Annotated in this window: 23 protein-coding genes and 2 pseudogenes; 19 read left to right on the plus strand and 6 right to left on the minus strand. The window is 71.6% G+C overall.

Going from position 1 to position 24,509, the window contains the following annotated elements; all coding sequences use genetic code 11:
* The first annotated feature begins 91 nt into the window (after positions 1 to 91).
* Entirely contained in the window at positions 92 to 628 is a 537-nt protein-coding gene (locus CV755_RS12160; protein ID WP_109280237.1) for a hypothetical protein, read from the plus strand.
* A 79-nt stretch (positions 629 to 707) separates the two neighbouring features.
* Here CV755_RS12160 and CV755_RS12165 read toward each other — a convergent pair whose 3' ends face one another.
* Positions 708 to 3,107 carry a glycoside hydrolase family 65 protein gene (locus CV755_RS12165; protein WP_109280238.1) on the minus strand — a complete coding sequence of 800 codons (2,400 nt, stop codon included), beginning with the start codon at positions 3,105 to 3,107 and terminating at the stop codon, positions 708 to 710.
* Between the two features lie 122 nt (positions 3,108 to 3,229).
* On the opposite strand from CV755_RS12165, the gene CV755_RS12170 reads away from it, so the two are divergent.
* From CV755_RS12170 to CV755_RS12205, 8 genes are all read left to right on the plus strand, one after another.
* Positions 3,230 to 3,733: a hydrogenase maturation protease gene (locus CV755_RS12170; RefSeq protein WP_109280239.1), complete on the plus strand. Its 504-nt coding sequence runs from the start codon at positions 3,230 to 3,232 to the stop codon at positions 3,731 to 3,733.
* A 299-nt stretch (positions 3,734 to 4,032) separates the two neighbouring features.
* Positions 4,033 to 5,208 carry a 4Fe-4S dicluster domain-containing protein gene (locus CV755_RS12175; protein WP_109280240.1) on the plus strand — a complete coding sequence of 392 codons (1,176 nt, stop codon included), beginning with the start codon at positions 4,033 to 4,035 and terminating at the stop codon, positions 5,206 to 5,208.
* Positions 5,208 to 5,663 (plus strand): cyclic nucleotide-binding domain-containing protein, encoded by a 456-nt coding sequence (locus CV755_RS12180; RefSeq protein ID WP_109280241.1) that lies wholly within the window; start codon positions 5,208 to 5,210, stop codon positions 5,661 to 5,663. Before CV755_RS12175 ends, CV755_RS12180 begins: the two co-directional genes overlap by 1 nt.
* Positions 5,660 to 6,466 carry an FAD/NAD(P)-binding protein gene (locus tag CV755_RS12185; RefSeq protein WP_109280242.1) on the plus strand — a complete coding sequence of 269 codons (807 nt, stop codon included), beginning with the start codon at positions 5,660 to 5,662 and terminating at the stop codon, positions 6,464 to 6,466. The genes CV755_RS12180 and CV755_RS12185 overlap by 4 nt, the downstream gene beginning before the upstream one ends.
* Complete coding sequence (locus CV755_RS12190) at positions 6,466 to 7,275, plus strand: NADH-quinone oxidoreductase subunit B family protein (protein ID WP_109280243.1); 810 nt, start codon at positions 6,466 to 6,468, stop codon at positions 7,273 to 7,275. The genes CV755_RS12185 and CV755_RS12190 overlap by 1 nt, the downstream gene beginning before the upstream one ends.
* Positions 7,272 to 8,585 (plus strand): Ni/Fe hydrogenase subunit alpha, encoded by a 1,314-nt coding sequence (locus CV755_RS12195; RefSeq protein WP_109280244.1) that lies wholly within the window; start codon positions 7,272 to 7,274, stop codon positions 8,583 to 8,585. Before CV755_RS12190 ends, CV755_RS12195 begins: the two co-directional genes overlap by 4 nt.
* Positions 8,586 to 8,702: 117 nt before the next feature.
* Complete coding sequence (locus CV755_RS12200) at positions 8,703 to 8,990, plus strand: SHOCT domain-containing protein (protein ID WP_109280245.1); 288 nt, start codon at positions 8,703 to 8,705, stop codon at positions 8,988 to 8,990.
* Between the two features lie 131 nt (positions 8,991 to 9,121).
* Positions 9,122 to 9,556, plus strand: a complete 435-nt coding sequence (locus CV755_RS12205) for an Hsp20/alpha crystallin family protein (protein ID WP_109280246.1) — start codon at positions 9,122 to 9,124, stop codon at positions 9,554 to 9,556.
* Between the two features lie 259 nt (positions 9,557 to 9,815).
* Here CV755_RS12205 and CV755_RS12210 read toward each other — a convergent pair whose 3' ends face one another.
* Entirely contained in the window at positions 9,816 to 11,147 is a 1,332-nt protein-coding gene (locus tag CV755_RS12210) for a nicotinate phosphoribosyltransferase (protein WP_109280247.1), read from the minus strand.
* Positions 11,148 to 11,618: 471 nt separating this feature from the next.
* On the opposite strand from CV755_RS12210, the gene CV755_RS12215 reads away from it, so the two are divergent.
* Complete coding sequence (locus CV755_RS12215) at positions 11,619 to 12,419, plus strand: universal stress protein (protein ID WP_109280248.1); 801 nt, start codon at positions 11,619 to 11,621, stop codon at positions 12,417 to 12,419.
* Positions 12,420 to 12,496: 77 nt separating this feature from the next.
* Here CV755_RS12215 and CV755_RS12220 read toward each other — a convergent pair whose 3' ends face one another.
* Entirely contained in the window at positions 12,497 to 13,474 is a 978-nt protein-coding gene (locus tag CV755_RS12220) for an Acg family FMN-binding oxidoreductase (RefSeq protein WP_422070539.1), read from the minus strand.
* Between the two features lie 205 nt (positions 13,475 to 13,679).
* Between CV755_RS12220 and CV755_RS12225 the strand changes: the two genes are divergently transcribed.
* From CV755_RS12225 to CV755_RS12240, 4 genes are all read left to right on the plus strand, one after another.
* A complete protein-coding gene (locus CV755_RS12225) occupies positions 13,680 to 14,354 on the plus strand; it encodes a CBS domain-containing protein (protein ID WP_109280281.1) in 675 nt (224 codons plus the stop codon).
* 28 nt (positions 14,355 to 14,382) lie between these two features.
* A complete protein-coding gene (locus tag CV755_RS12230) occupies positions 14,383 to 15,258 on the plus strand; it encodes a universal stress protein (RefSeq protein WP_109280249.1) in 876 nt (291 codons plus the stop codon).
* 13 nt (positions 15,259 to 15,271) lie between these two features.
* A complete protein-coding gene (locus tag CV755_RS12235) occupies positions 15,272 to 15,955 on the plus strand; it encodes a CBS domain-containing protein (RefSeq protein WP_109280250.1) in 684 nt (227 codons plus the stop codon).
* A 214-nt stretch (positions 15,956 to 16,169) separates the two neighbouring features.
* Entirely contained in the window at positions 16,170 to 16,793 is a 624-nt protein-coding gene (locus CV755_RS12240; protein WP_109280251.1) for a pyridoxamine 5'-phosphate oxidase family protein, read from the plus strand.
* A 319-nt stretch (positions 16,794 to 17,112) separates the two neighbouring features.
* On the opposite strand, the gene CV755_RS12245 is transcribed toward CV755_RS12240, so the two are convergent.
* A complete protein-coding gene (locus CV755_RS12245; protein ID WP_109280252.1) occupies positions 17,113 to 17,661 on the minus strand; it encodes a hypothetical protein in 549 nt (182 codons plus the stop codon).
* A gap of 263 nt (positions 17,662 to 17,924) precedes the next feature.
* Here CV755_RS12245 and CV755_RS12250 point away from each other — a divergent pair, with 263 nt between their 5' ends.
* A complete protein-coding gene (locus tag CV755_RS12250) occupies positions 17,925 to 18,677 on the plus strand; it encodes an SDR family NAD(P)-dependent oxidoreductase (protein WP_109280253.1) in 753 nt (250 codons plus the stop codon).
* Between the two features lie 158 nt (positions 18,678 to 18,835).
* Positions 18,836 to 19,378: pseudogene (locus tag CV755_RS37160) on the plus strand (transposase); the annotation flags it as partial.
* On the opposite strand, the gene CV755_RS12260 reads toward CV755_RS37160, so the two are convergent.
* Positions 19,337 to 20,368 (minus strand): YihY/virulence factor BrkB family protein, encoded by a 1,032-nt coding sequence (locus tag CV755_RS12260; protein WP_109280254.1) that lies wholly within the window; start codon positions 20,366 to 20,368, stop codon positions 19,337 to 19,339. The pseudogene CV755_RS37160 and the gene CV755_RS12260 sit on opposite strands and share 42 nt — an antisense overlap.
* Before the next feature lie 1,073 nt (positions 20,369 to 21,441).
* Between CV755_RS12260 and CV755_RS12265 the strand changes: the two genes are divergently transcribed.
* The 3 genes and pseudogenes from CV755_RS12265 to CV755_RS36040 all read left to right on the plus strand — a co-directional run.
* Positions 21,442 to 21,984 (plus strand): DUF6882 domain-containing protein, encoded by a 543-nt coding sequence (locus CV755_RS12265; RefSeq protein ID WP_241561153.1) that lies wholly within the window; start codon positions 21,442 to 21,444, stop codon positions 21,982 to 21,984.
* 454 nt (positions 21,985 to 22,438) lie between these two features.
* The gene (locus CV755_RS12270) at positions 22,439 to 23,224 is read left to right on the plus strand and encodes a hypothetical protein (protein ID WP_109280255.1); all 786 of its coding nucleotides are present in this window, start codon (positions 22,439 to 22,441) and stop codon (positions 23,222 to 23,224) included.
* 42 nt (positions 23,225 to 23,266) lie between these two features.
* Positions 23,267 to 23,445 (plus strand): annotated as a pseudogene (locus CV755_RS36040) (IS5/IS1182 family transposase); the annotation flags it as partial.
* A 33-nt stretch (positions 23,446 to 23,478) separates the two neighbouring features.
* On the opposite strand, the gene CV755_RS12275 reads toward CV755_RS36040, so the two are convergent.
* Complete coding sequence (locus tag CV755_RS12275; protein ID WP_241561154.1) at positions 23,479 to 24,327, minus strand: hypothetical protein; 849 nt, start codon at positions 24,325 to 24,327, stop codon at positions 23,479 to 23,481.
* Positions 24,328 to 24,509 lie beyond the last annotated feature (182 nt).

The raw sequence follows: 24,509 nt of genomic DNA on the forward strand, positions 1-24,509 counted from the left end.
GTCCGTGGCACCCGGTGCGATCCGGGATGGCCGGGGGTAGTCAAGTGGCGTTGTAAGCAAGGTGGTTCGGGCCTGCGAAGGGATACGACTGGTGATCGGTAAGCGTGGTGTTGCGGGGATCGCCCTGTCCTCCCTGACCCTGCTGGCGGCAGCCGTCGGCGGAGTACCGGCGGCCCAGGCCCATGACCGGACCGCCCTGGAGTGCGCGGGCCAGGAGAACATCACCTACGGCCCGGGACTGGGCCTGTCCTCCGCCGGGTCGGCGAGGGTCACCGTGGACGGGACGTACCACTGCACGGACGCCGCCGGCCGCGGCGCCACCGCCAGGTACCACACCGTGGGGGAGACCGGGAGCGGCTGCCTGCTCTTCGCATGGAACCGGTCCAAGGAGGTCCTGCACTTCGCGGACGGTGCCACCACGGTCATCACCTATCGGTCAGGGCCCTCGGTCCGGGTGGCCGGCGTCAATGCCGCGCTGCTCAGGGGAACGGTGACCGGCGGGCGCGGCAAGGGCGCGGCGGCCGAGAAGGTGATCGAGACGGTGCCGGGCAGCCTGCCGACCGAGTGTGTGCTCGGCGCGGGAATCCGGCACACCACGGGGCTGACCCGGTTGAGCATCCGGCCCTGACCCTGAGGGGACGCTGCCGTACCGGCTCGGCGGGCCGGCCGCCGGACACGCTCCTGGTACCACTGGCCATCCGGCACTCTCAGGGCCGCCGCAGCGCCCAGCTGCTGGTCTCTCCCGGGCGGATGGTCAGGGTGCGGTCCGGCAGTACGACGCGGATTGCGGATTCCTCGGAGTCCGGGACGCTGATCGTCAGCTGGTCACCGCTCAGGCGCACACCGATTCCCCAGTGCCGTTGATAGCGGATGGTGAAACCGCACTCGGAGAGTTCAGGGAGTTCCACCGGGTCGAGCCAGAGGGCGTCCTCACGCGTCTCCAGCCCGGTCAGACCGCGCTGGACCAGGTCCAGGGTGCCGGCCATGGCGCCGAGGTGAATGCCCTCGGCGGTGGTGCCGCGCTGGACGTCGGCGACGTCCTCGGTCAGCGCCTCGCGGCAGTAGCGCCAGGCGTCGGCGCGGCGGGCCCGGGCCAGCACCCAGCCGTGGACCAGGCCGCTGAGGGTGGAGCCATGGCTGGTACGGGCCAGGTAGTAGTCCACCGTGCGCTGCCAGAGGTCATCGGTGAGCCGGTAGTCCAACCGCCGGAAAATTGCCGCGAGTTCGGCGGGCGAGAAGAGATAGCCGAGCATCAGGACATCGGCCTGTTTGGACGCCTGGTAGCGGTTGACCGAGTCGCCCTCCGCCTCCAGGATGCGGTCCAGCCGCCGGATCTCGCCGTACCGTGCGCGGTAGGCCGCCCAGTCCAGCTCGGCCAGCTCCCCATAGCCGTCGAACTGACTGATGACGCCCCGGTGGAAGGGCACCCGCAGACGCCTGGACACCTCCTCCCAGCGCGGGAGTTCGGTGGCGTCCAGGATGCCGCGTTCGAAGAGCTCCTGGCGGCGCCGCGGCGGCAGGCCGCGTACCAGCTCCAGGGCCCGGGTGAGGACCCAGGCGGCGGTGACATTGGTGTAGGCGTTGTCGTCGATGCCCGGACGTCCGGTGCCGGGGTAGGCGTCGTGGTACTCGTCGGGTCCGACGATGCCGCGGATGCGGTAGCGGCCGCTCGCCGGGTCGAGTACGGCGCCACCAGCCCAGAACCGGGCGATCGACAGCAGCATCTCCGCGCCCTTGGTGTGCAGATAGCCGGTGTCACCGGTGGCCTGGCAGTACTGCCAGACGTTGTAGGCGATGGCCGAGTTGACATGGTGCTGGAGACGGGAGTGGTCGGGCACCCAGCGGCCGGAGACGGGGTTGAGGTGCAGCGTCTGGGTCTCGTCCCGGCCGTCGCTGCCGCTCTGCCAGGGATAGCGCGCCCCGGCCCGGCCCTCCCGGCGGGCGGCCGCCAGCGCCCTGGGCAGGCGGCGGTGCCGGTAGTCCAGCAGGGCCCGGGACACCTCGGGGAAGTGCAGGTTCAGATAGGGCAGGACGAAGAGTTCGTCCCAGAAGACATGGCCCCGGTACGCCTCGCCGTGCAGCCCGCGGGCCGGAACCCCGACGTCCAGGTCCGCGGTGTGCGGGGAGAGCGTCTGCAGGACATGGAACAGGTGCAGGCGCAGTACGCGGCCGGCCTCGCCCGGTACATACAGGTCCGCTCGGCGCCACAACTGCTGCCAGACGGCGGTGTGGGAGCGCAGCAGGGCCGGGAAGTCCGGTGCCGCGGCGGCCCGTTCGACGGCCGCGGTGAAGGGATCGCTGATAGCCCGGTCATGGGAGGTGTGCAGGGCGACGGTCTTGTCCACGGTGACGGAACGCCCTGGAACGAGGGTGAGTTGGAGCAGGTGGGCGGCGCGGTGGCCGGAGGCTTCCCTGGTGATGGACGGTGCCGGGGAGCCGGACACGGTGGTGCGCTGGGCCAGGCCGATACCGGTGCCGGAACCCCTGGTGCGGCAGCGCAGCCAGACCAGCTCCGGGTCGCTCGTACCCGCCTGGAAGCCGGTGAGATGGCGGCGGTCCAGGGGCCGGTAGCGCGGCACATTGGCATTGACGACATCGCCGTCCAGGGCGGACTCGACGTCGATGCGTCCCGTCCAGCCCTCCGCGGTGAAGACGGTGCGCAGGGCCGCGAGGTGCGGATCCGCCATATGGACCAGCCGTTGCTGCTCGACCCTCAGCACCCGTCCGCCGGCCGCCCGGCAGCGCAGGGTCCGGCCGAGGGTGCCCTGCCGCAGGCGCAGCACCAGCCGGTGCTCCAGTACCTCGGTTTCTTCCATGGTGATCCACGGGCCGGGCGCGGCGTCGGCGGCCGGCAGGCGGAAGCGCAGCGGCAGCCAGTTGGGGAGATTGACGATGTCCTCGTTCTCCACCTGGCGCCCGGCCACGGTGGAGACCAGGCGGTCATAGCATCCGGCGGCGTAGGTGCCGGGGTAGTGGCCCTGCCCGGCCCGGCTCTCGGGAGCGGCCCCCCGGGTGGCGAAGTAGCCGTTGCCCAGCGTGCACAGCGCTTCGCGCAGTCCCTCGGTGGCAGGGTCATAGCCGGTGTACTCCCAGGTCCACTCCGGCATGGTCGGCCTCGCTTCCGTTCAATCGGGCTCAAGGAGAACAGATGCGGCCGGGATACGGAGTCCTGTGCCACCCCGCCGGGCGTGTGATCGTGGAAGCCGCAGCCCCGGGAGAGGAGTGAGCCATGACGGTCCGCGGGCGCATCGTGGTCATCGGGGTCGGCAATGAGTTCCGCCGGGATGACGGGGTGGGCCCGGTGGTCATCGCCCGGCTGCGGGAGGGGGCGTTGCCGGCCGGTACGGTGCCGGCCGTGAGCGATGGCGACCCCGGCCGGCTGATGGGGCTGTGGGAGAACGCGGGACTGGCGGTGGTCGTGGACGCCGCCCGTGCACACCCGGGGTGTCCGGGCCGGGTGCACCGCCTGGAACCGGCGGCGGGGCGGGTGTTGGCGCGGCGGAGTGCGGCCGGCTCGCATGGGCTCGGCCTCGCGGAGGCCATGGAGCTGTCGCGGGCGCTCGGGCGGGCGCCCGGACGTCTGGTCGTCTACGCGGTCGAGGGGGCGGATACCTCGTTGGGGGTGGGGCTGACGGAGGGGGTCGCGGCGGCGGTGGAAGCGGTGGTGGGGCGTATCCATGAGGAGATCGCGCGGCACTTCGGCGCCGGAGACGCCCGGATCCCGGCGCGGTAAGGCCATGGGCCCAGCGCGGCGCCTTGTGGCCGCGGATACGGCCGTGCGTGGTGAGCTGCGCCCGGTGGGGTGGTTCCGTGCGGGCGCCATGACTGGTCGCGCCCACGCCGCGGGGCGCCCTCGCGTCCCATGGGGCGCAACCCGCACGGAGCGACAGCGGGCCCGACCCGCCAAGTGGCTCAACTCCCCGCCCGCCCGGAGTGCGGGGCGTCGGCGGCATGGCCACGCTGGGAGGGCGGCCGGCGCGGGCCGGTTCCGGTGCCGCCACGGCGCAAGGCGACCATGGACAGGAGAATCGCATGCCCTCCGCGACCACCACGCGGGACCCCGCACCCCCGGCCTGCGTCCTGGACCGCCAGGGACTGGACGCCCTGGTTCAGGCCCTGCGGGCCCGGGGCCGTACGGTGATCGGGCCCACCCACCGCGGTGGGGCCATTGTGCTGGAGGAACTCCGCTCCGCCGCCGAGCTGCCCTATGGCTGGGGCGTGGAGCTGGACGGCGGCCACTACCGGGTGGTGCGCCGGGAGGACGAGGCCGCCTTCGCCCACAGCGCCGGACCGCAGTCCTGGAAGAACTATCTGCTGCCCGAGCGGGTACGGCAGTGGACCGCCGACCGGGCGCCGGACGGCGAGCTGACCGTACGGCAGGAGCGGCATCCACCCGCCTCCTACGCCTTCCTGGGCGTACGGCCCTGCGATCTGAGGGCCATCGCCATCCAGGACCGTGTGCTGCTCGGCGGCTGGCACCGTGACGACGCCTATCAGGCCCGGCGCAACGGGGCCTTCCTGATCGCCGTGGAGTGCACCGAGCCGGGCGCCACCTGTTTCTGTGTCTCCATGGGCACCGGCCCGGCGGCCGGACCCGGCTATGACATCGCGCTGACCGAGGTGCTGGACGAGACCGGACACCGCTTCCTGGCCCGGGCCGGAACCGCCGAAGGGGCCGAAGTGCTGGCCGGGTTGCCGCAGCGCGATGCCGACGCGGCCACCCGGACCGCGGCGGCGGAAGCGGTGGAGTCGGCGGCCGGACGCATGGGCCGCAGCATGCCACCGGTGGACCTGCACACCCTGATGGCCTCCAGCCTGGAAGCCGAGCGCTGGGACGAGGTGGCGTCCCGCTGCCTGACCTGCGGCAACTGCACCATGGCCTGCCCCACCTGCTTCTGCACCACCACCGAGGACATCACCGACCTCACCGGCGACCACGCCGAGCGCTGGAGCCGCTGGGAGTCCTGCTACGACCTGGACTTCTCCCATCTGCCCGGCGGACCGGTCCGGCAGTCCGGCCGCAGCCGCTACCGGCAGTGGCTCACCCACAAACTGGGCACCTGGTGGGACCAGTTCGGCAGCTCCGGCTGTGTGGGCTGCGGCCGCTGCATCGTGTGGTGCCCGGTGGCCATCGACATCACCGAGGAAGCGCACGCCCTGCACCAGGAGCAGCTGGCCCGCCGGGCGGCGGGGGAGGGGACGCCATGATGGGCCACGGCGGGCTGTTCGCCGCGCTGCCCGAGGGGCGGCGGGAGGCGCTGCTGGCCATCGCCCGCGAGGTCAAATACCCGGTGGGCAGCCGGATTTTCGAGGAAGGCGGCCGAGCGGACCGGTTCTGGGTCGTCAACACCGGGACGGTCGCCCTCGATCTGCATGTGCCCGGGCGCCGCGCGGCCGTCATCGACACCGTCGGCCCCGGTGAACTGCTGGGCTGGTCCTGGCTGTTCCCGCCCCACCACTGGCACCTGGGCGCCCAGGCCACCGGCGAGGTCGGCGCCTGGGAGTTCGGCGCCGATTCCGTCCGCGCCCTGTGCGCCCGGGACCCGGAACTGGACCACGCCCTGCTGATGTATGTCTCGGAGACCATCGGCAAACGGCTGCGCTCCGCCCGTACCCGGCTGCTCGACCTGTACGGACCGGCCGGCAGCGGGCAACTGCGATGACGGACCCGCCCGTTCCCTACCGGGTGCTGGACACCCGCCCAGAGACCGCCGACACCGTCACCTTCCGCCTGGCCCCGGCCGGACGGGCGCTGCCGCCCTTCGCCCCGGGACAGTTCGCGATGCTCTACGCCTTCGGCGTCGGCGAGGCACCGGTGTCGGTGGCCGGAATCCTCCCGGACAGCGGCCTGATGCACACCGTCCGCGCGGTCGGCGCGGTCTCCCGGGCGCTGCACCGGCTGCGGTCCGGCGATGTGGTCGGAGTGCGCGGGCCCTTCGGCACCGGCTGGGACCTGCCCCTGGCCGCCGGGGACGATCTGCTGGTGGTCGCGGGCGGCATCGGCCTGGCCCCGCTGCGCCCGCTGGTGCAGGCGGTACTGGCCGCACCGCAGGGGTACGGGCGGCTGAACGTCCTGGTCGGCGCCCGCAGCCCGGACGATCTGCTCTACCGCGAGGAACTGGGCGGCTGGGCCCTGCCCTACTGCGGCGTCACCGTGGACCGGGCCGGCGCCGGCTGGCCGGGCCGGGTGGGGCTGGTCACCGCGCTGCTGGACCAGGCCCGGTTCTCGCCCGCCGAGACCACCGCCTTCATCTGCGGCCCGGAGGTGATGATCCGTGCCACCGCCCGGGAGCTGCTGCACCGCGGCGTCCTGCCGCAGCGGATCCTGATCTCCCTGGAACGCAATATGCACTGCGCCACCGGGCACTGCGGCCACTGCCAGCTGGGACCGCTGCTGCTGTGCCGCGACGGCCCGGTGGTCGGCTATGACCGCGCCGAACACCTGCTGACCGTACGGGAGTTGTGATGACCACCCAGGCGCGCCCACGGCTGGCGGTCTTCAAGTTCGCCTCCTGCGACGGCTGTCAGCTCACCCTGCTCGACTGCGAGGACGAACTGCTGCCGCTGGCCGGAGAGGTGGACATCGCCTACTTCCTGGAGGCGTCCAGCGCGGTGGAGCCCGGCCCCTACGATCTGGCGCTGGTGGACGGATCGATCACCACCGCCGAGGACGCCGAGCGCATCCGCCATATCCGCGCCGAGTCCCGCCATCTGGTGAGCATCGGCGCCTGTGCCACGGCCGGCGGGGTGCAGGCGCTGCGCAACTTCGCGGATGTGGCGGAGTTCCGTGACATCGTCTACGCCCGGCCCGAATACATCGAGACCCTGGCCACCTCCACCCCGATCGCCGCCCATGTGCCCGTGGACCTGGAGCTCCAGGGCTGCCCCATCGACCGCGGACAGCTGCTGGAGGTGATCACCGCCTTCCTGGCCGGACGGAAACCCGACATCCCCCGGCACAGCGTCTGCTTTGCCTGCAAGCGGCGCGGAACGCCATGTGTGACGGTCGCCCATGGCACCCCCTGCCTGGGGCCGGTCACCCACGCCGGATGCGGCGCCCTCTGCCCGTCCTACGGCCGTGGCTGCTACGGCTGTTTCGGCCCGTCGGGCTCGGTGAACATGCCCGCGATGATCCCGCTGCTGCGCAGCGACGGACTGAGCGACCAGGATGTGCTGCGACTGCTGCACACCTTCAACGTCGCAGCCTTCGCCGAACTGGAGACCACCGAGGAGGCGCCGCACCGCTGGGCCCGGCCGGAGGGGGAGCGGTCGTGAACCGGGTGCTGCGGGTCGGCGCGCTCGCCCGGGTCGAGGGCGAGGGAGCGCTCCACCTCACCATCGACGACGGCACGGTCACCGCGGCCCGGCTGCGGATCTTCGAACCCCCGCGCTTCTTCGAGGCCTTCCTGCGCGGGCGCCGGCACACCGAGCCGCCCGACCTCACCTCCCGGGTCTGCGGCATCTGCCCGGTCGCCTACCAGATGAGCGCCTGCCGGGCCGTGGAGGACGCCTGCGGTGTCACCGTGGACGGCCAACTGGCCGCGCTGCGGCGCCTGTTGTACTGCGGCGAATGGATCGAGAGCCAGACCCTGCACATCCATCTGCTGCACGCCCCCGACTTCCTCGGCCAGGACAGCGCCATCCAGCTCGCCCGGGAGCACCGCGCCGCCGTCGAGCGCGGCCTGCGGATCAAGCAGGCCGGAAACGCCATCGTCGAGCTGCTGGGCGGGCGTTCCATCCATCCCGTCAACATCCGGGTCGGCGGCTTCCACCGCGTCCCCGGACGCGCCGAACTGCGGGCGCTGGCCGAGCGCTTGCGCCCGGCCCGCGATGACGCGCTCGCGGCCCTGCGCTGGGTGGCGGGCTTCGACTTCCCCGAGGCCGAGTGCCAGGCCGACCTGTTCGCCCTGGCGGAGCCCGACTGCTACGCCATCGACGGGGGCACCCCCACCGTGCTGCCCTACGGGCAGGAGCGGCGGGCCTTCCCGTTGCGCGACTTCACCGCTCATGTGGTGGAGGAGCAGGTGCCCTACTCCCACGCGCTGCACGCCCGGCTCGACGGCCGCCGGCACCTGTGCGGCTCGCTGGCCCGCTATGCCATCAGCGGCCATCTGCTGCCCGCCCCGGTACGCCAGGCCGCGCGGGAAGCGGGCCTGGACGGGGAGTGCCGCAACCCCTACCGCAGCATTGTGATCCGGGCCGTGGAGGTCCTCTATGCGCTGGAAGAGGCCCTGCGCCTGATCGACGACTATGACCCGCCGCCCCGCCCGGCCGTGGACGTACCGCCGCGGGCCGGCACCGGCCATGGCGCCACTGAGGCCCCGCGCGGCATGCTCTACCACCGCTATGCCCTGGACGCGGACGGCATCGTCACCGACGCCCGCCTGATCCCGCCCACCTCACAGAACCAGGGCGCCATCGAGGACGACCTGCGCCGGATCGTGCAGCACCGGCTCACCGGCTCGGAGGCCACCGACACCGAACTGACCCGGCTCGCCGAACGCGCCATCCGCAACCACGATCCCTGCATCTCCTGCTCGGCCCACTTCCTCGACCTGACCGTGGAACGGGGTCCGGGGGGCTAGTTGCCGGCCCAGGCGTTCCGCTTGCCACGGCGGCCAAGTGGGCCGGCGGGCTCCCCCACGCGCGCGGGCGAGGGATCGTGGAAGTGAGGAGAATCCCGCACACGGAGGTGACGGGCGATGCTCTTCTGGATGGGCCACGGCGGCTGGAGCTGGTTCGCCATGTCGGTCAGCATGATCCTCTTCTGGGTGCTGCTGATCCTCGGCGCCGTCCTGCTCTTCAGCGCCCTCGGCCGCCTGCGCGAACACCCTCGTCCACACGCCCCATGGCATGCTCCGCCTGCGCCCGGCCCCGAGCAGATCCTGGGCGAGCGCTTCGCCCGCGGGGAGATCGATGAGGAAGAGTACCGGCGCCGCCTGGCCGTACTGCGCTCCTCGGGCCCGTCCGGACCGGGGCCGCAGCCTTGACCGGCTCCGGCGTCAGGACCTACCCGGCGCTCCCGCCCGTGGCGCCGAGCCGGGAGCCGCCGTTCTCGGCTGCGGTGACAGCCGGGCGGGACCATGGGAGGAGGGGAGCACATACGGCAAGGAGGTGCGCCATGGCCGAGACATCGCCGGCCCGGCGCCGGTCAGGGCTGCCGGAGCTGATGGAGTGGCTCGGGTCGGGGTTCCCCGACTGGCCGGGGGCCTGGGGGGCGCGGGAATCCCATGTGATCCCGATCGAGGTGACGGACGACGGCGAGCGGTATGTGCTGCGCGCCGAGCTGCCCGGCATGGACCCGGAGAAGGACATCGAGATCACGGTCGAAGGGGACACCCTGACCGTCCGGGCCGAGCACACCGAAACCAAGGAGGACAAGCGGCACTCGGAGTTCCGTTATGGCTCCTTCCAGCGTTCCGTCCGGTTGCCGTTCCCCATCCCGGAGGACGGACCCGCCGCCGAGTACCGCGATGGAATCCTCACGGTGACCGTTCCAAGGGCGGCCAGGGAGGAGCGGGCCACCCGCACCGTCCAGGTCCGGCGCGCCGGGTAGCCGGCCGAGTGGGTCATCATCCGGACCGAACAGCGGGCCCGCAATCGAGCCCTGCGGCTGCCGTGCCGCGCGAGGCCCGGCAGCCCGCCGTGGTGCGGTGGGCCCGACGGCGGTTCCGCGGACCGCATCCGGGTGGCCGGTGACCACCGCCTACGCGCATGAGCAGCGCGCCCTGGCTTTCCCCGGGGGCACATGCTGAGCGGGCGCTGCGGATGCCCGCGGCTCACCGCCGGGCGGCGTCGCCCCGCCCGCCCGGCCATCAGCCGGAGACCAGGCGCTGCCGGATCTGCCCGCGCACGCGCTCGGCGAGCGCGGTGAGCCGGGCGGAGAGCCCCGCCCGCGGGGCCGTCGGTGCCTCGATGCGCCGTGACTCCGGCGGCAGTTCGGCGAGGTCGGCCAGGAGCCGCTGCCGGGCGGTGCCCAGCGGGGCGCGCTCCGCCGTACGCCTGCCGTCCGTCATCACCGTCTTCAGCAGCGGGACGCTCCCGGCCGGCGGCCGTTCCACCGCCAGCCCGATGACGTCCGTACAACCGGGCCGCCGGAAGACCTGCTTGCGGCCCGGCGCCGTCGCCTTGGCCGAGGAGAGCTTCATCACCGGGCGGCCGTCGTACTCGACCAGTTTGTAGGCGGAGTCCAGATAGGGGGCGTCCGCCGAGGTGCCGACCCGGGTGCCGACCGCGTAGACGTCGATGGGCGCCTTGGCACGGACCAGCCGCTGCACCGCGAACTCGTCCAGACTGCCGCTGGCCACGATCCGTACCTCGGAAAGCCCGGCCGCGTCCAGGATGGAGCGGGCCTGGAAGGCCAGAACTCCCAGGTCGCCGCTGTCCAGCCGGACGGCGCAGCCCGGGCCGAGCCCCAGCGAACGCAGCACGCGGGCGGCCGTGGCCACGCCGCTCCGGGTGTCATAGGTGTCCACCAGGTAGGTCACCGGGCCGGGGTGGGAGCGGGCGAAGGCGCGGAACGCCGCCTCCTCGGTCTCGAAGGCTTCGACATAGGAATGGGCCATGGTGCCGACCGCGGGAATGCCTTCGGCGTGGGCCGCCGCCACATTGCTCGTCCCGGCGAGCCCGGCGATCGCACTCAGCCGGGCGGCGTCATAGGCGGCGCCCGGCCCGTGCGTACGGCGCAGGGCGAAGTCCACCACCGGGTGGCCGTCGGCGGCCAGTACGCACCGGGCGTACTTGGAGGCGACGGCGGTCTGGTGGCTGACCCGGTTGAGGATGTAGCTCTCCACCAGCTGCGCCTGTGGCAGCGGCGCGGTGACCTCCAGCAGAGGTTCGCCGGCCAGCACCACCCGCCCCTCCGGTACCGCCCGGACCTCCCCGGTGAACTCAAGGCCCAGCAGCGGTGCCAGCTCCCCGGCCGGCCGCCCCAGCACCGAGGCGAAGACCTCCACGTCCTGCTGGGTCACCCGGTAGCGGTGCAGGTAGTCCAGGACCGGCTCCAGCCCCGCGGCCACCAGGAAGCCCCGGTCCGGCGGCAGGTCGCGGACGAACAGACTGAAGGTCGCCGGGCGGGTCATGCCCTCGCGCAGATAGGACAGGGCCATGGTGACCTCGTAGAGGTCGGTGGTCATGGCGTCGGACACGGGCCGCACCTCCCCGTCCCGCGGGGTCGCGCCGGTCCTGGGGCGCCCCGGTGACCGGCTGCTCGCCGAGGTATGCGTGCATGGAGAATTTTCCCTCGCCGGGCGCGGCATGTCGCGCCGAGCGGTCGTCCGCCGTCGTCGGCGCCGGACCGATGCCCTGCTCGGGGGCCGGGGGCCGGTCCGCACGGGAACGGGGCCGCCCGGCCCTGGCGGAAGGACCCGTGGCGTGGTGTGCTGGAAGTGGCGGGAGGGACCCCGCGAGGCGCGGGGCAGCGGCGTCAGGCCGTGCACCGCGCAATCAGGATCCGCGAGAAGCGGATGGGGCCCTTCCCGTCCAGCTGCCACCCCGCGCGGCGCTGCCCTCGTCCGGGGCATCTGACCCGAACGGCACTCCGGCCGTGCGTGCCCCTCCGCCTGCCGCGAGGATCGGCATGGTCCCGCGATCCCCGGTGAGGGCAACGGAGGTGGCGCGTGGTGCGACCGGTGTCCGTGGGCATCGACGGCTCCGCCGAGAGCCTGGCCGCTGCCGCCTGGGCGGGCCAGGAGGCGGCGCGGCGCGGCCTGCCGCTGCATCTGGTGTACGCCCTTGAGTGGCGGACCAGCAATCTGCAGTTCTCACCGGGGGCCTCCGCCCAGCGTGAATGGGTGGAGAGCCGGATCGAGGTGGCGCAGGAAGAGCTCAGCGAGACGCATCCGGAACTGGAGGTCGGTGTGCGGCGGCCGGCCGGTCCGCCGGCCAAGGCGCTTATCGACATCGCCGGGGAGTCGGAGGAGCTGGTGCTGGGCTCGCGCGGCCTCGGAGTACTGGAGGGCTTCCTGCTGGGGACGGTGAGCCTCACCGTGATCGCTCACGCCTCCCGGCCGGTGGTGGCGGTCCGTGAGGCCGGGACGGGCGACGGCCCGGTAGTGGTGGGACTGGGCCATGAAGGGCCGTACGGTCCGCTGCTGGACTTCGCCTTCCAGGCCGCCGCCGGCCGGGGCACCGGGGTGCAGGCGGTCGGAGCCGAACCCACCGCGCCGGCCGCGAAGGAGCGTGAGCCCTTGGCCCGGACGCTCGGTCCGTGGCGGGAGCGGTGGCCGCAGGTCGAGGTGGAGGAGCGGCTGCCTACCGGGCCCGCGGTGCGCCAACTGGTGGCCGAGGCCACGGATGCCGCCCTGCTGGTGGTGGGCCGCCGGGTGCGCAGGCCCGCCCTTGGCGTGCGGCTCGGGCCGGTGGCCCATGGCGTCCTCCACCACGCCCCGTGCCCGGTCGCGGTGGTCCCGCACGGCTGAGCGGCCCAGGCACCTCCGGTCCATGGGCCACGCACACAAGGGGCACGGGGCGGCCGTGCCACGCCGTCGGCCGTCGGCTAATCCTCGGTGACCAGAACCTCCCGCACCGGCCGGCGCGGTGTCCTCGGCCCCTTGGGGCCGTACCCCAGGCGCAGCATCATCTGGACATAACCCGCGCCGGAGGACGGATCGCGCAGTGGCCAGCGCAGATCGGGCCACTCCAGGGCCTCGGTGGAGAAGGAGGTGGCCAGGCCCTCCAAGGTGGCCAGCAGCAGGACGCGCTCCATGGCCTGGCCCGCGCACAGCCAGTCCCGCGGCCCGTCGCCGTCGGTGCTCAGCAGCGCCAGATGGGGCTCGTCCTCGAAGGCGGTCGAGCCGAAGCCGGCGGTGGGACGGCCGCCCGAGAAGTCGCGCACGGGCGCCCTGCCGCCGCGTTTGCGCGGCCCAAAGGCATAGTCCGGTACGCCGTCGGTGGCGGTATCGGCCTCGGCGGCCCCGATCCGGGTCCAGCGGGCCAGGTCCGCGTCCCGGTCGCGGTCGGTGAGGTCCCGGGCCCCGGCCTCCTCCGCGAGTTCCTCGATCCAGCGCAGATGCCAGGCGGAAGGAAAGTCCAGCATGGCCCCTTCCCGGCGCGCGGCCTCGATCAGGGCGGCCCGCAGATTGGGCCGGATCTCCGTGGGGGCGAAGGGGTACCGGCTGGTATGCCGCTCGTGGACCGCCGGATACAGCAGGGCCAAGGCCACATCACCACCGGTCGGGGCGGTGAGCCGCACGGTCGCCAGCAGGGTGCTGTCCTGCGGGTCCGGCAGGAGCGCCACCTGCGGATGACAGCCGGCGTCGGCGGCCGCGACACGCAGGTTGAACAGTGCCGCACCGCACCCCAGGTGCAGCGCGCGGGCATCGGGGTCGGCATGCGGTATGACCCGCCCGAAGTCGGCATACAGCCGGAAGGTGCCGTTGCCCCGCGAATAGCGGAACCGCCAGGGCTGCGCATTGTGCATGGAGGGGGCGGCGGTGGCGTCACGCACCAGCTCCGCCACGCGGGTTTCGTTCAATGTCGGAGGCGCGTTCACCGCAGGCTCCTCTCCGGAGACGCCGGGCCCGGCCGCCGGGCTTCTTCCAGGCTCCGGCGGCCCGCCAGGTCCGGGCAGCGGCCGGGTGTCCCGGGAAGAGGGCCGATCGGCTCAATGCCCGATTCCGCCCAGGCTGCCATGCTAGTAAATGCGGGCAATCCCGGCGATCGAGAGGAACGCCACCATGCTGCAGCATCGAACGGTCGGGGAACTCATGACCCGGAGGGTGGTCCAGGTCCGGCCGGATACCCCGTTCAAGGAAATCGTCAGAGAGCTCGCCGAGAACGATGTCACCGCCGTACCCGTGGTGACGCACGACGGGCGGGTGATCGGCGTGGTGTCCGAGGCGGATCTGATGCGCAAGTCCGCCGACCAGCCCGACCCCTTCGGCCGCGTCCCGGTCCCCAACCTTGAGGAGTGGGAGCGCGCCAAGGCGGAGGGCGCCCGCGCGGAGGAGCTGATGTCCGCGCCCCCGGTGTGTGCCCGGCCGGAGTGGAATGTGGTGGAAACCGCCCGTCTGATGGCCGTCCAGGGCGTCAAGCGCCTCCCGGTGGTCGATGAGACGGACCAGCTGGTCGGCATCATCAGCCGCGCCGACGTCCTCCGTGTCTTCCTGCGCGAGGACGCGGCCATCCGCGCGGAGATCGACCACGATCTGCTGGAGCGCACCCTGGGCCTGGCCCCCTCGGCGGTCACGGCCGAGGTGTCGGAAGGGCAGGTGGTGCTCACCGGAACGGTCGAAGCACGCAGCATGATCCCGGTCATCGAGCGGCTCTGCCGCTCCGTGGACGGCGTGGTCTCGGTCAGGCAGCGCCTGGACTACCGGAGCGACGACACCGGCGGACGCTTCCCCGCCCCCTGAACACCGGCGACACCAGGAGGTCATCGCCATGGACGAGAGCGCTCCCATCACGGTCGGACTCGACGGCTCCGCCGAGAGTCTGGCAGCCGCCCACTGGGCGGCGGACGAGGCCGCCCGGCGCGGTCTGGGGCTGTGCCTGCTGCACGCCTGGATCATGATGACGCCCGAACCGGCCGAAAGCCTGTCCCATACCGACCCCAACTACTGGGCGAAGCGCATCATCAGCGCCGCCCGGACCGAGATCCAGCAGCGTCACCCCGATCTGCCGATCACCGAGGAACTGGTCGCCGAGCGGCCGGATGCCGCCCTGCTGGCGGCGGCGGAGGACGCCGCCATGATCGTCCTGGGCTCACGCGGCCTGCACCGCCTGGAGAGCTTCTTCCTCGGCGACGTCAGCCTCCAGCTCGCCGGCCGCGCCGAGTCGCCGGTGGTCCTGGTACGGGTGGCCGACGGCGAGCGGCGGCACGACGATGCTCCGCCGGGCCCCGTGGTGGTGGGAATCAGCCTCAACGGCCCCTGCGACGACCTGCTGGAGTTCGCCTTCGCCGGCGCGGCCGCCCGCCGGGCGCCGCTGCATATCGTCCATGGACGCTCGCTGCCGGTCCAGGCGTACGCGCCCTGGGGCATCGACCCCGATGTCGCCCAGGCGGTCTCCGGCGACGCCGCCCGAGAGCTGTCCGAAGCCCTGGAACCCTGGCGCACCCTGCACCCCGAGGTCTCCGTGACCCAGACCGTCCGGCTGGGCAGCCCGGCCCGTGCGGTGCTGAGCACGGCGGAGGGCGCCGGGCTGCTGGTCGTCGGACGGCGCAGGCACCACGCGGCTCTCACCCCGCGCCTGGGCAATGTCGCACAGGCATGTGTGCACCATGCGCCCTGCCCGGTCGCCGTCGTCCCGCACAACTGAGCCGGAGCCCCGGATGAACCAGCGCACCGTCAGCGATGTGATGACCCGGACGGTCGTCGCGGTCAGCCGCGACGCCTCCTTCAAGGAGATCGCCAAGGCGCTCGCCGACTGGCACGTCAGCGCGGTGCCGGTGCTGGCGGAGGACGGCCGCGTCATCGGAGTGGTCTCGGAGGCCGACCTGCTGCCGAAGGAGGAGTTCAAGGACCGCGACCCCTCCCGGCTGGAACAGCTCCAGTACCTGGACGACCTGGCCAAGGCCGGCGGGGCGACCGCGGAGGGCCTGATGAGCGCCCCCGCGGTCACCGTCCACAGCCATGCCACCCTGGCGGAGGCCGCCCGGGCGATGGCCCGCACGGGCGTCAAACGGCTGCCTGTGGTCACTGCGGAAGGCACGCTGACCGGCATCGTCAGCCGTGCCGACCTGCTCAAGGTCTATCTGCGCGAGGACGCCGACATCGCCCGGGAGGTCCGCGAGGCCATCGCACCGCTGTTCCGCAACCAACAGCCGGCCCTGCACGTCCAGGTGGCCGAAGGCGTCGTCACCCTCTCCGGTTCACTGGCCGACACCGCGCTGGTCCCGGTGCTGGCCCGGCTGGCCCGTGCCGTGGAGGGCGTCGTCAACGTCGAACTACAGCTCAGCGCACCCGCCGGCGGGACGGGCCGGGCACGGCCGCCGGTCACCGGCCCACGGGCCTGACGTCCGGCCGGCGGCCGTCCAGCGCTGGCACGACACCGCCCGCTCTGCTCCCCTGGGAAGCAGCGGCCGGCCGGAGTCCCGGACCCGGTCGGCGAGAAGCAGCGGCGGCCAGCGAACGAAGGAATGGCACGTGCAGGGCGAAGGCACGTCATCACCATCACCGTCACCGTCCTCGCCGGAGGAACCGGCGAGCACGTCGCCCACGGCCGACACCATGGCCACCCGTGCGTCGCTGCGCCGGCGGCAGCTGGGCCTGAGCCGGGAGCAACTCGCCGGACGAGCCGGTATGTCGGTGGCCTATCTGCGCCAACTGGAGAAATTCAGCGGCGACTTCGACCCTGCCGCACTGATGCGTCTGGCCGCCGCCCTGGAGATGCCCTACGAGGAACTGGTCGCCGGCCGCGAGGACGCTCCGCCCGGCCAGCGGACGGCGGCGGCCCGCCCCATGCTGATGCGGCTGTCGAAACAGGAGTGCTGGGAACGGCTGGGCACCCATGGGATCGGCCGCCTGGGCCTGTCGGCGGACAGCGGCCCCCTGGTGCTCCCGGTCAACTACCTGGTCGATGCCCATACCCTCGTCTACCGCACGGACCCGGACGGCGCGGCGGCGGTGGCCGCGGGCGAGCGACTGGCCCTGGAAACCGACCACCTCGATGAGCGGATGAGCAACGGCTGGAGCGTCCTGGTGACCGGAACCGCGGACCGCATCACCGATCCGGACGCGGTACGCGCACTCATGGAGCGGCCGGGCGCCCAGCCGTGGGCGGGCGGGGCCCGGGAGCTGTGGATCCGCATCGTCCCGAGCGAGGTGAGCGGCCGCAGGATCCGGGTTGGGTGACCGCTCGATGGCGGCGCGTAGGCGATCCGCAGTGCGTCCGGCACGAGGTTGAAGAGCGGTGGCCGGCCCCGCCGACGCACCACGCACATCGGCGCAGTAGCGTCCGGTCTCCGGTGGGCCTGCGTACCCATGGGCCGCCGTCACCGAAAAGCCCGGCGGCGGCCCAGGCCCGGTCCGGGTCCCGCTCGACCATGAAGAGTCCGGCGTCCGCCGGAGCCCGGAGCGCAGTCAGGGCAGTGCCCACGCCGAATCCGGTATTGCTCTCCGCGATCCGTGCTCGCCCAGCGCCAGGGTGGCGGGCAACCGGCCGAGCGGACGTTCAAAGCCAGCTCACCCGGGCCTGGGCCGGCTGATCGTCCGTCGCCCCGGCGGGCGGGAGCGCCAGTTCTCCACGCGATACACCGTCCAGCAGCCTGCGCACCGCGTCCATGATTTCCGGCACCGCACCGGCTACCCGGGCCGGGTCGTCCGGGCCGACCTCATGACCGGCGATGCCGGCCTCCGCCAGCAGGGAACGGAAATCCGTCAGCCGCTCGCCCACCCATGTCAATGGATCGGCCGACAAGGCCTCCGCAAAGACCCGCTCCCCGGGATCCCAGCCGTGGAAGCGCGGATGGTGGTGAGCGCGGTTCAGGCTGCCGACCGGCCCCGACACCGACTCCAGCAGATCCGCTCGCCAGACCGGCCGGTCAACGACGATGGGCCGGGCGGCATAGATCGACCCCCTCAGCGGGCCCCGTTCCAGCAGACGGACTTCCAGGCGCACCCCCCGTTCCGGCCCCTCCTGCCCCGGAATCGGATCCGGGTCAATGAAGTACAAATCGCCCGCGACCACTCCAATGCGTTCGAAGCCGAAGGCATAGAGCATGGACCCTCCCGGTGTATGGCCATTGGACTGCCGGATCGCAATCGCGAAGCATCCCTACCCGCGGCCGCCGGCCTCCGAACTGCCTGCCGTCGGGAGACGGGCAGAACGCCCGACCCAGCCCTTGCCGGGACGGTTCGCCACAGCGAAGCAGCGATAACCCTCCTACATACTCCAGTCCGGTTTCGTGATCAGTATGGTGTTGCCCTCCCCGAGGCCCCAACGCCAGGTCGGATTCCCGCCAGCTTCTGGCGCTGGTGCCAGCAATGCTCATCGTCATGAACCGACTTGAAGGAAACGTAGCGTTGATCACGGGCGGCAGCCGGGGCATCGGTGCCGCTGTTGCATTGCGGCTGGCCGAAGAGGGCGCTGACGTCGTCCTGACCTATGAGAACAGCGCGGAACGCGCCACCGAGGTGGTGGAGCAGATCAAGGCCAGAGGGCGCCGGGCACTGGCCATCCAGGCCGACAGCGCCATCCCTGAGGCGCTCACCGCCGCGGTGGACGAGGCCGCCGCGATGTTCGGCAGACTCGACATCCTGGTCAACAACGCCGGGGTTTTCCTCGTTGGCCCACTGGAAGACCTGGGGCCGGCAGAGATCGATCGCACTCTGGCGGTGAACGTCCGGGCGCCGTTCGCAGCGTCCCAGGCGGCAGTGCGTCATATGGGCCAGGGCGGCCGCATCATCAGTATCGGCAGCAATGTCGCCGAGCGTGCGGTCTTCCCAGGACTGGCGCTGTACTCGATGAGCAAGACGGCTCTGGTCGGGATGACGAAGGGCCTGGCCCGAGAACTCGGTCCCCGTGGAGTCACCGTCAACCTGGTGCATCCCGGCCCCACCGACACAGACAGCAACCCCGCTGACGGGCCGAATGCCGAGGTGATCGCCGGCTTCACGGCTGTGGGCCGCTATGCGGAAACGGCCGAGATCGCGGCCACCGTCGCCCACCTGGCAAGCGCCGACGGCTCGTACATCACGGGCGCCTCGATCCATATCGACGGCGGCTTCACCGCCTGACACGCGAGCTCGACGTCGCGACCATGCTGAGGCTCCGCCCGTAAGAAGGACGGCCACCGCGTGATCATCCGGGGGTTTTGTGGACTCCTGAAGATCATGCGGTGGCCGCAGGCCATACCGTAGACCCTGACCGCTGGCAGGCGATGCTCGACCAGGTCATGGCCCGAATCGCGGGCGGGTTCAGACGAGTTGAGCCCCGGGCCGCGGCCCGCGCTTACCTGCTCGGGCTGCTGTCGGGCGTCGAACGGAAGAGCTGCTGGCAGCTGGCCGAGCAGACGGGCCTCGCGCGGCCCGGGCCGATGCAGCGCCTGCTGCGCTTCGCCCGTTGGGACGCCGAGGGCAGTACACCGGCACCGCGGGGCGGATCGAGAACGCGCAGATCGGCGTGTTTCTCGCCCTGGCCACCAGCCGGGGACGGGCCCTGATCGACCGGCGGCTCTACCTCCCGGAACACTCCTGGTCCAATGATCCCGAACGCCGTGACACGGCCGGGATACCGAAACGGTGCAGTTCCCCAACAGCGGCACAGCGCCGGAATCGGCGCGAAAGGGCCGCGCTACTACGACTGGGCGTGGATCCACACCAGCACCAGCCGCCGGCACCTGCTCATCCGACGCAACCGCTCCACCGGCGAACTCGCCTTCTACCTGACTGGAGTACTAACCCCCCTTCCGCTTGCGCCAGGTGTGGGTGTCCCGTGGTTCGACGTACGGCTCGGCGCCGGGCGGGCGTCCGCCCAGTACGGCGCGTTCGCGGGCCAGCTCGGCGTCGAACTCAAGGCCCAGCAGAATGGCCAGGTTGGTGATCCATAGCCACACCAGGAAGACGATCACCGCGGCGAGGCTGCCATAAGTCTTGTTGTACGAGCCGAAGTTCGCCACATACACCGCGAACCCGGCCGAGGCGGCCAGCCAGATGAGCAGGGCGAGCGCACTGCCCGGGGTGACCCAGCTGAAGCCACGGCCCCGCACATTGGGGGCGGCCCAGTAGAGCACGGCGATCATGATGATGACCAGGAAGACCAGCACGGGCCACTTCACAACTGCCCATACGGAGACCGCCGTATCACTCACCCCGAGTGCGGAACCCGCGCGACGGGCCAGGCTGCCGGAGAACACCACGATCAGCGCGCTGATGCAGGCCAGAACCATCATGACGATGGTCAGCGCGAGCCGCAGCGGGGTGAGCTTCCACACCGGGCGCCCCTCGCGCAGGTCGTAGACGGCGTTGGCGGCCCGGATAAAGGCCGCGATATAACCGGAGGCCGACCACAGCGCCCCCAGCAGCCCCACCACCGCCAGGACCGATCCGATGCCGGCGCCGCCCTGCAACTGGCGGACGGCGTTGGTCAGTACCTGCCGTGCGGCCCCCGGCGCCAGGTGCCGGAGATTGTCCAGCACCCGGTCGGTGGTGGATTTCCCGGCGATGCCCAGCAGGGAGACCAGCACCAGCAGGGCGGGGAAGAGGGACAGAACCCCGTAATAGGTCAGCGCCGCGGCCCGGTCCGGCAACTCGTCATTACGGAACTCGGTAACCGTGCGCCGCAGCACAGCTCCCCATGACCGCATCGGCACACCGGCCGGTGTATCCGGAGCCTTCCGCTGCTCCCGCGGCCCGGGACCTCCGCCCCTGTCACTCCGCCGCTCCCCGGCGGAACGCCGGTACGGCCGCCACTTCCGGCTTCCCGCCATGCCGACCGGGTAACCGATTCCGTGCCGGGCAAACCAGCACGCACGCCCAGTCAATCGGCGCCCTACCGGCATCCCGCCTGTACTTGGACGTTCCGGCCACCGACTGGTGGGCCTAGGACGACCGCCGTGGGCGCCCGAAGACGGCACAGCTGCGGGCGCCTGTTCCTGCGGCCGGCGCGGCGAACCCCGGTCCCTGGGCGTGCCCGAGCGGGAGGCCGGCCCGCTGCCGGCTGGGCCTCGCCGCGAACCCACTGGGGGAGCACCCTGGGAGAGCCCCCTCCCTACAGTGCGGGGTTGACCCTCGTACTGCCTCGCTGGTTTGACGACGCGGCCGCCTTGCGGGCGTAGCTTCCATGCCTGGCACAACGCACTCAAGGACCGACTCACAAGGGGGAGTAGCCGTGGCCAAAACAAACCTCGTCCGCGCACTGGCAATGGGCGCATCGGCCATTGCCCATGGCGGCCACCGGTGCGGCAGTTGACGCTTCGTCTGCCAACGCGGCGGACCGGGCACCAGCGGCGCCCGCATCGCCTGCCAGGTCAACTTCCACGGCAGGGTGGGGTACAAGATGGCTCCTGCGCCCCGCGAACTTGCCACGATGGAGCAGTGGCCGGCCGCGAATCCACCTCCGCGCTCGCCCGGCAGATTGACACCGGGCGTGCCGAAGACCTCCCACTCATGCGGCGCGAGAAGGCTGCATCCTTGCGTATGGCCGCCTATGCCCTGTGCGCCGAACGCGAATTGCGCGAGCAGATCGCCGCCCAGGCCGCGGAGCGACACCACATCGGGCAGTGGGCGCGCCGACCAGCAGCGGCGGTTCCCCCGGCCCGGTGCACCGAGGCCGGCCATCACCTTCGTCAGGGCACTGAGCACACACTGCATCCTGATCGGGCACCCCGCCGACGGCCGTGACGCCCAGGGTGGTGGGCCCAGCGCGGCACACTCCCGCGCCTGCGGGACGGGCCAGTGGCGCTGAGCCGGTAGCGGGCCGCGTTGCTTCGTCAGGTCCTCGGCTGGCGCGGTCCGGAGGCCGGCGAGGTCGGGCAGGGGTCACCCTGGCAGACTTCGCCGCATGGGATTGTTCAAGCGAGTCGGCAAACCGGATAACGCCCCGCAGAGCCCTGACCTGGAGGGGCTGAGCACGCTGCTCCTGCAGGGTGAGGACATGATCGACCAGTTGGCCAACGCGCACATGTCCTGGGGGCTCGGCTCGGCGGACCGATGGGACCTTGATCAGCGGACCGGCGTCATCACCTGGACTTTCCCGGACAAGACCGCTACCGCTCCAGCACAGATCCTCGGTAGCTGGAGCCCCTCGTCGTCCTCGTGGCAATGGGCATGGGCCAATGCGACCATCCTGCCTGAGATGAGCCGCGACTCCCGCGCCGTCAGCGACTGGGCTGAAGCCAACGGCCACCCCGGTCTCGCTAAGCCGACGATCGAAGCCGACGAGCAAATGGCAGGCGTCATCGCGGCCTTGTCGGTCCGGATCACCAAAGCCACGGGCTTCTATCGCGGGACCGGCGCCAAGGCGGTCGCCATCATCACGTTCGGGCCGGTCACGCTGACCACGCAGGACGGCAGCACATCGACGTTCAAAATCAATATCGACTGACGGGTTAAAGAATCCGGGAGAGGGCCGTCAGATCTTGGGCGGGACGAGGACGGCTGGCAGGCGCCCGAGCAGGAGTGGAACGCGAGCGTAGAGGCGGAACAGGGGGCACCGCGGCCTGAGCCCGGCCCTCGCGGCGCAGTCACTGGTGCGCGGGGCTCTATGGAATATGCGGCTCGGCCGCGTGCACGCGCCCGGCCCTGTACAGCCCGCACCTGGAATCGCCCCCCGCGCCCAATGCGCCCCAATTGCCTGACCCCGCCGGTATGGTCACCGCATGCGTCCTGCCCGAATACCCCTGACCGCTCTGGCCGTTGGCGCCCTTGCCCTGGGCTGCGGCCGCGCCGCGAACCCCGCACCGTACGATGACGACGGCGAATCCTTCTACGTCCAAGCCGTGAATGAGGCGGTGCCTCGCGGTGGTGACATCGAGTTCCATGCAAATATCCCGAGCGGGATGGGCAAGCCTCGCCAGGTCGTCTTCAAGACACCGGCGCTGCCCCATGAGTATCCGGTCGGCCGGAAGGATTTCGGCTCGTCCAAGGACGACGACACAAGCGTGGACGTGCTGGCGCATCTGCCATGCACCATCAGGCCCGGCTCCTATCCGGTGACCATCCGGACCAGCGGCCTCAAACGGCAGGCCACCCCAGGCCAGTTCACGGTGACCTCCGATATCGCACCCCGCTGCAAGGACCGGACGGGCTCGGACACCGAACGCCTCGCCTCCGGCGCGTCCGTGGAACTTTCCCGGACGCCGCCCCAGGATCCGCAGCGCGGCGCCGAGGTGGCCTTCACCGTCAAAGCCGATGTACCCACCCAGTGGCACAACGACAGCCTCGTCCTGCGCTCACCCGCCTTCGTCAGACCGGTGCGCCGCGGGATGCGCGACTTCCAGCTCGAACCCGCCGGGAGCGCGTTCTGGGCACAGGTGAACTGCGATACCAGGCCAGGCACTTACCCCGTGGAGGTGGTACGCGGCGACGGCCACGGCAATCCCCTGGCCGCGACCGCATTCACGGTGCCGGAGCGGATGGACCAGGTCCAACGCCAATCCTGCGCCGGGCCGCAGCGAAACCACGCCATCGGCGAACACCCCAGTGAATACGAACCGACCGTCGATCCCGCCCCGCGCAAAGGCCACGGCCCGGGTACCGCTGCCATGACCGGCATCGCAAGCGCCGCCCTGCTCGCCGCGGCGGGCGGCGCCTTTCTGGTCTTCAGGCGCCGCCGCCGCGGGTGACTAGGACACCGTCTTTTGGCGGCCGCATGGCGTTAAGCCGGCATGGCGAGGCTTGCCGAGTACCTGATTCCGGACGGTCTATGGGAGTGGTTCCGCCGAGTTGTGCCGCCGACGGTCGTGCAGCGGCCGCAGGGTGGTGGCCGTCGGCGTCCGGCGATCGGGAGGTGTTGGCGGCGACCGTATTCATCGCTATGTCCGGCTGCACCTGCGCCGGCTTCCCCCGGTCTTGGAGCCCATTGGAGGAACGGCCGGCCTCAGCGAACGGCGGCCGGGGCCATGAGGGCACCCGACACCCGGGTTTGATCCTGAGAGGCAAGGGCGAACGTGTTGGCAGGGTTGCGGTAGGAGTGCGCGCCGTCGTCCACACGGACACCGTTTGCCACCGTCCAGTTGGACGGCCCTGTCGGGCCCTGGTCTTCCAGAAGGGCGGTTGCGAGTTCATCGGGGGACTCGGCGAGGGTGAGTGCGCTGAGGGCAGCCGCAAGGCGATGCACCCCGCTGCCGGAAATAGCGGCGTCTCCCAAGGCTGGAAACAGCAGCAGAAGCCTGCTGTGGGAGTGGGGGGTACTGCCGCCGGGCAGGCCGTTGTCGGCCGCGGCCAGCAACTCCGGCCAGGCCAGCCCAGGCCCCATGAAGTGCCCGTCGTCCCTGGCCAGCAGAAGAGCCTCTTCCCAACAGGGATGGTGGAGGAAGTATTCAACGCCAGGGTCGTCCGTGTGCAGGCGGTATACGACGTGCAGGCGATGCCCGGCGGCCAGCGGTACGGTGAAGACGGGCCACTCCATCCGCTCCGTCAGCTCATGGTGGAACGCCTCGGCTGCCTCGTAGTCTGCCCCGAAGAGCAACCGTGCCGTGTCCTCGCTCCGGGCGCACGACGACAGATGACCAGCCCAGAAGAGCGGCTCTTCCAGCAGTTCCGGCCGGTGGGCAAGGGGACGGCCATCGTATTGGGGGATCTCAATCACGGGGACCATCATGCCGCCCGGCCAGCCCGCGGCCAGCACGAGTTGACGCTGGACCGAGCGCCGCAGTGATGCCGCTGGCGATGCCGGAAACCGCTGTAAGAAGACGTTGCCTTTCCGGTCTTGATAGATGCGCTTCAAACGGAAGTCTCGGCGAGTCGCCGAACATGTCGCAGGAGACAAGCACTGCGTGCCCGATCCCTGCGACGCTGTCGTACACGAGCAGCTGAACGAGGGCCCCCGGTGTCGATGCCAACGGGTATGGCGTCGTGCCGCTGGGGGCGGTCGAGGAACTCGGGCACCAGCCGCGCCGCACAGGGCAG

The sequence above is a fragment of the Streptomyces orinoci genome, assembly GCF_003121295.1.
Taxonomy (GTDB): Bacteria; Actinomycetota; Actinomycetes; order Streptomycetales; family Streptomycetaceae; genus Streptomyces; species Streptomyces orinoci.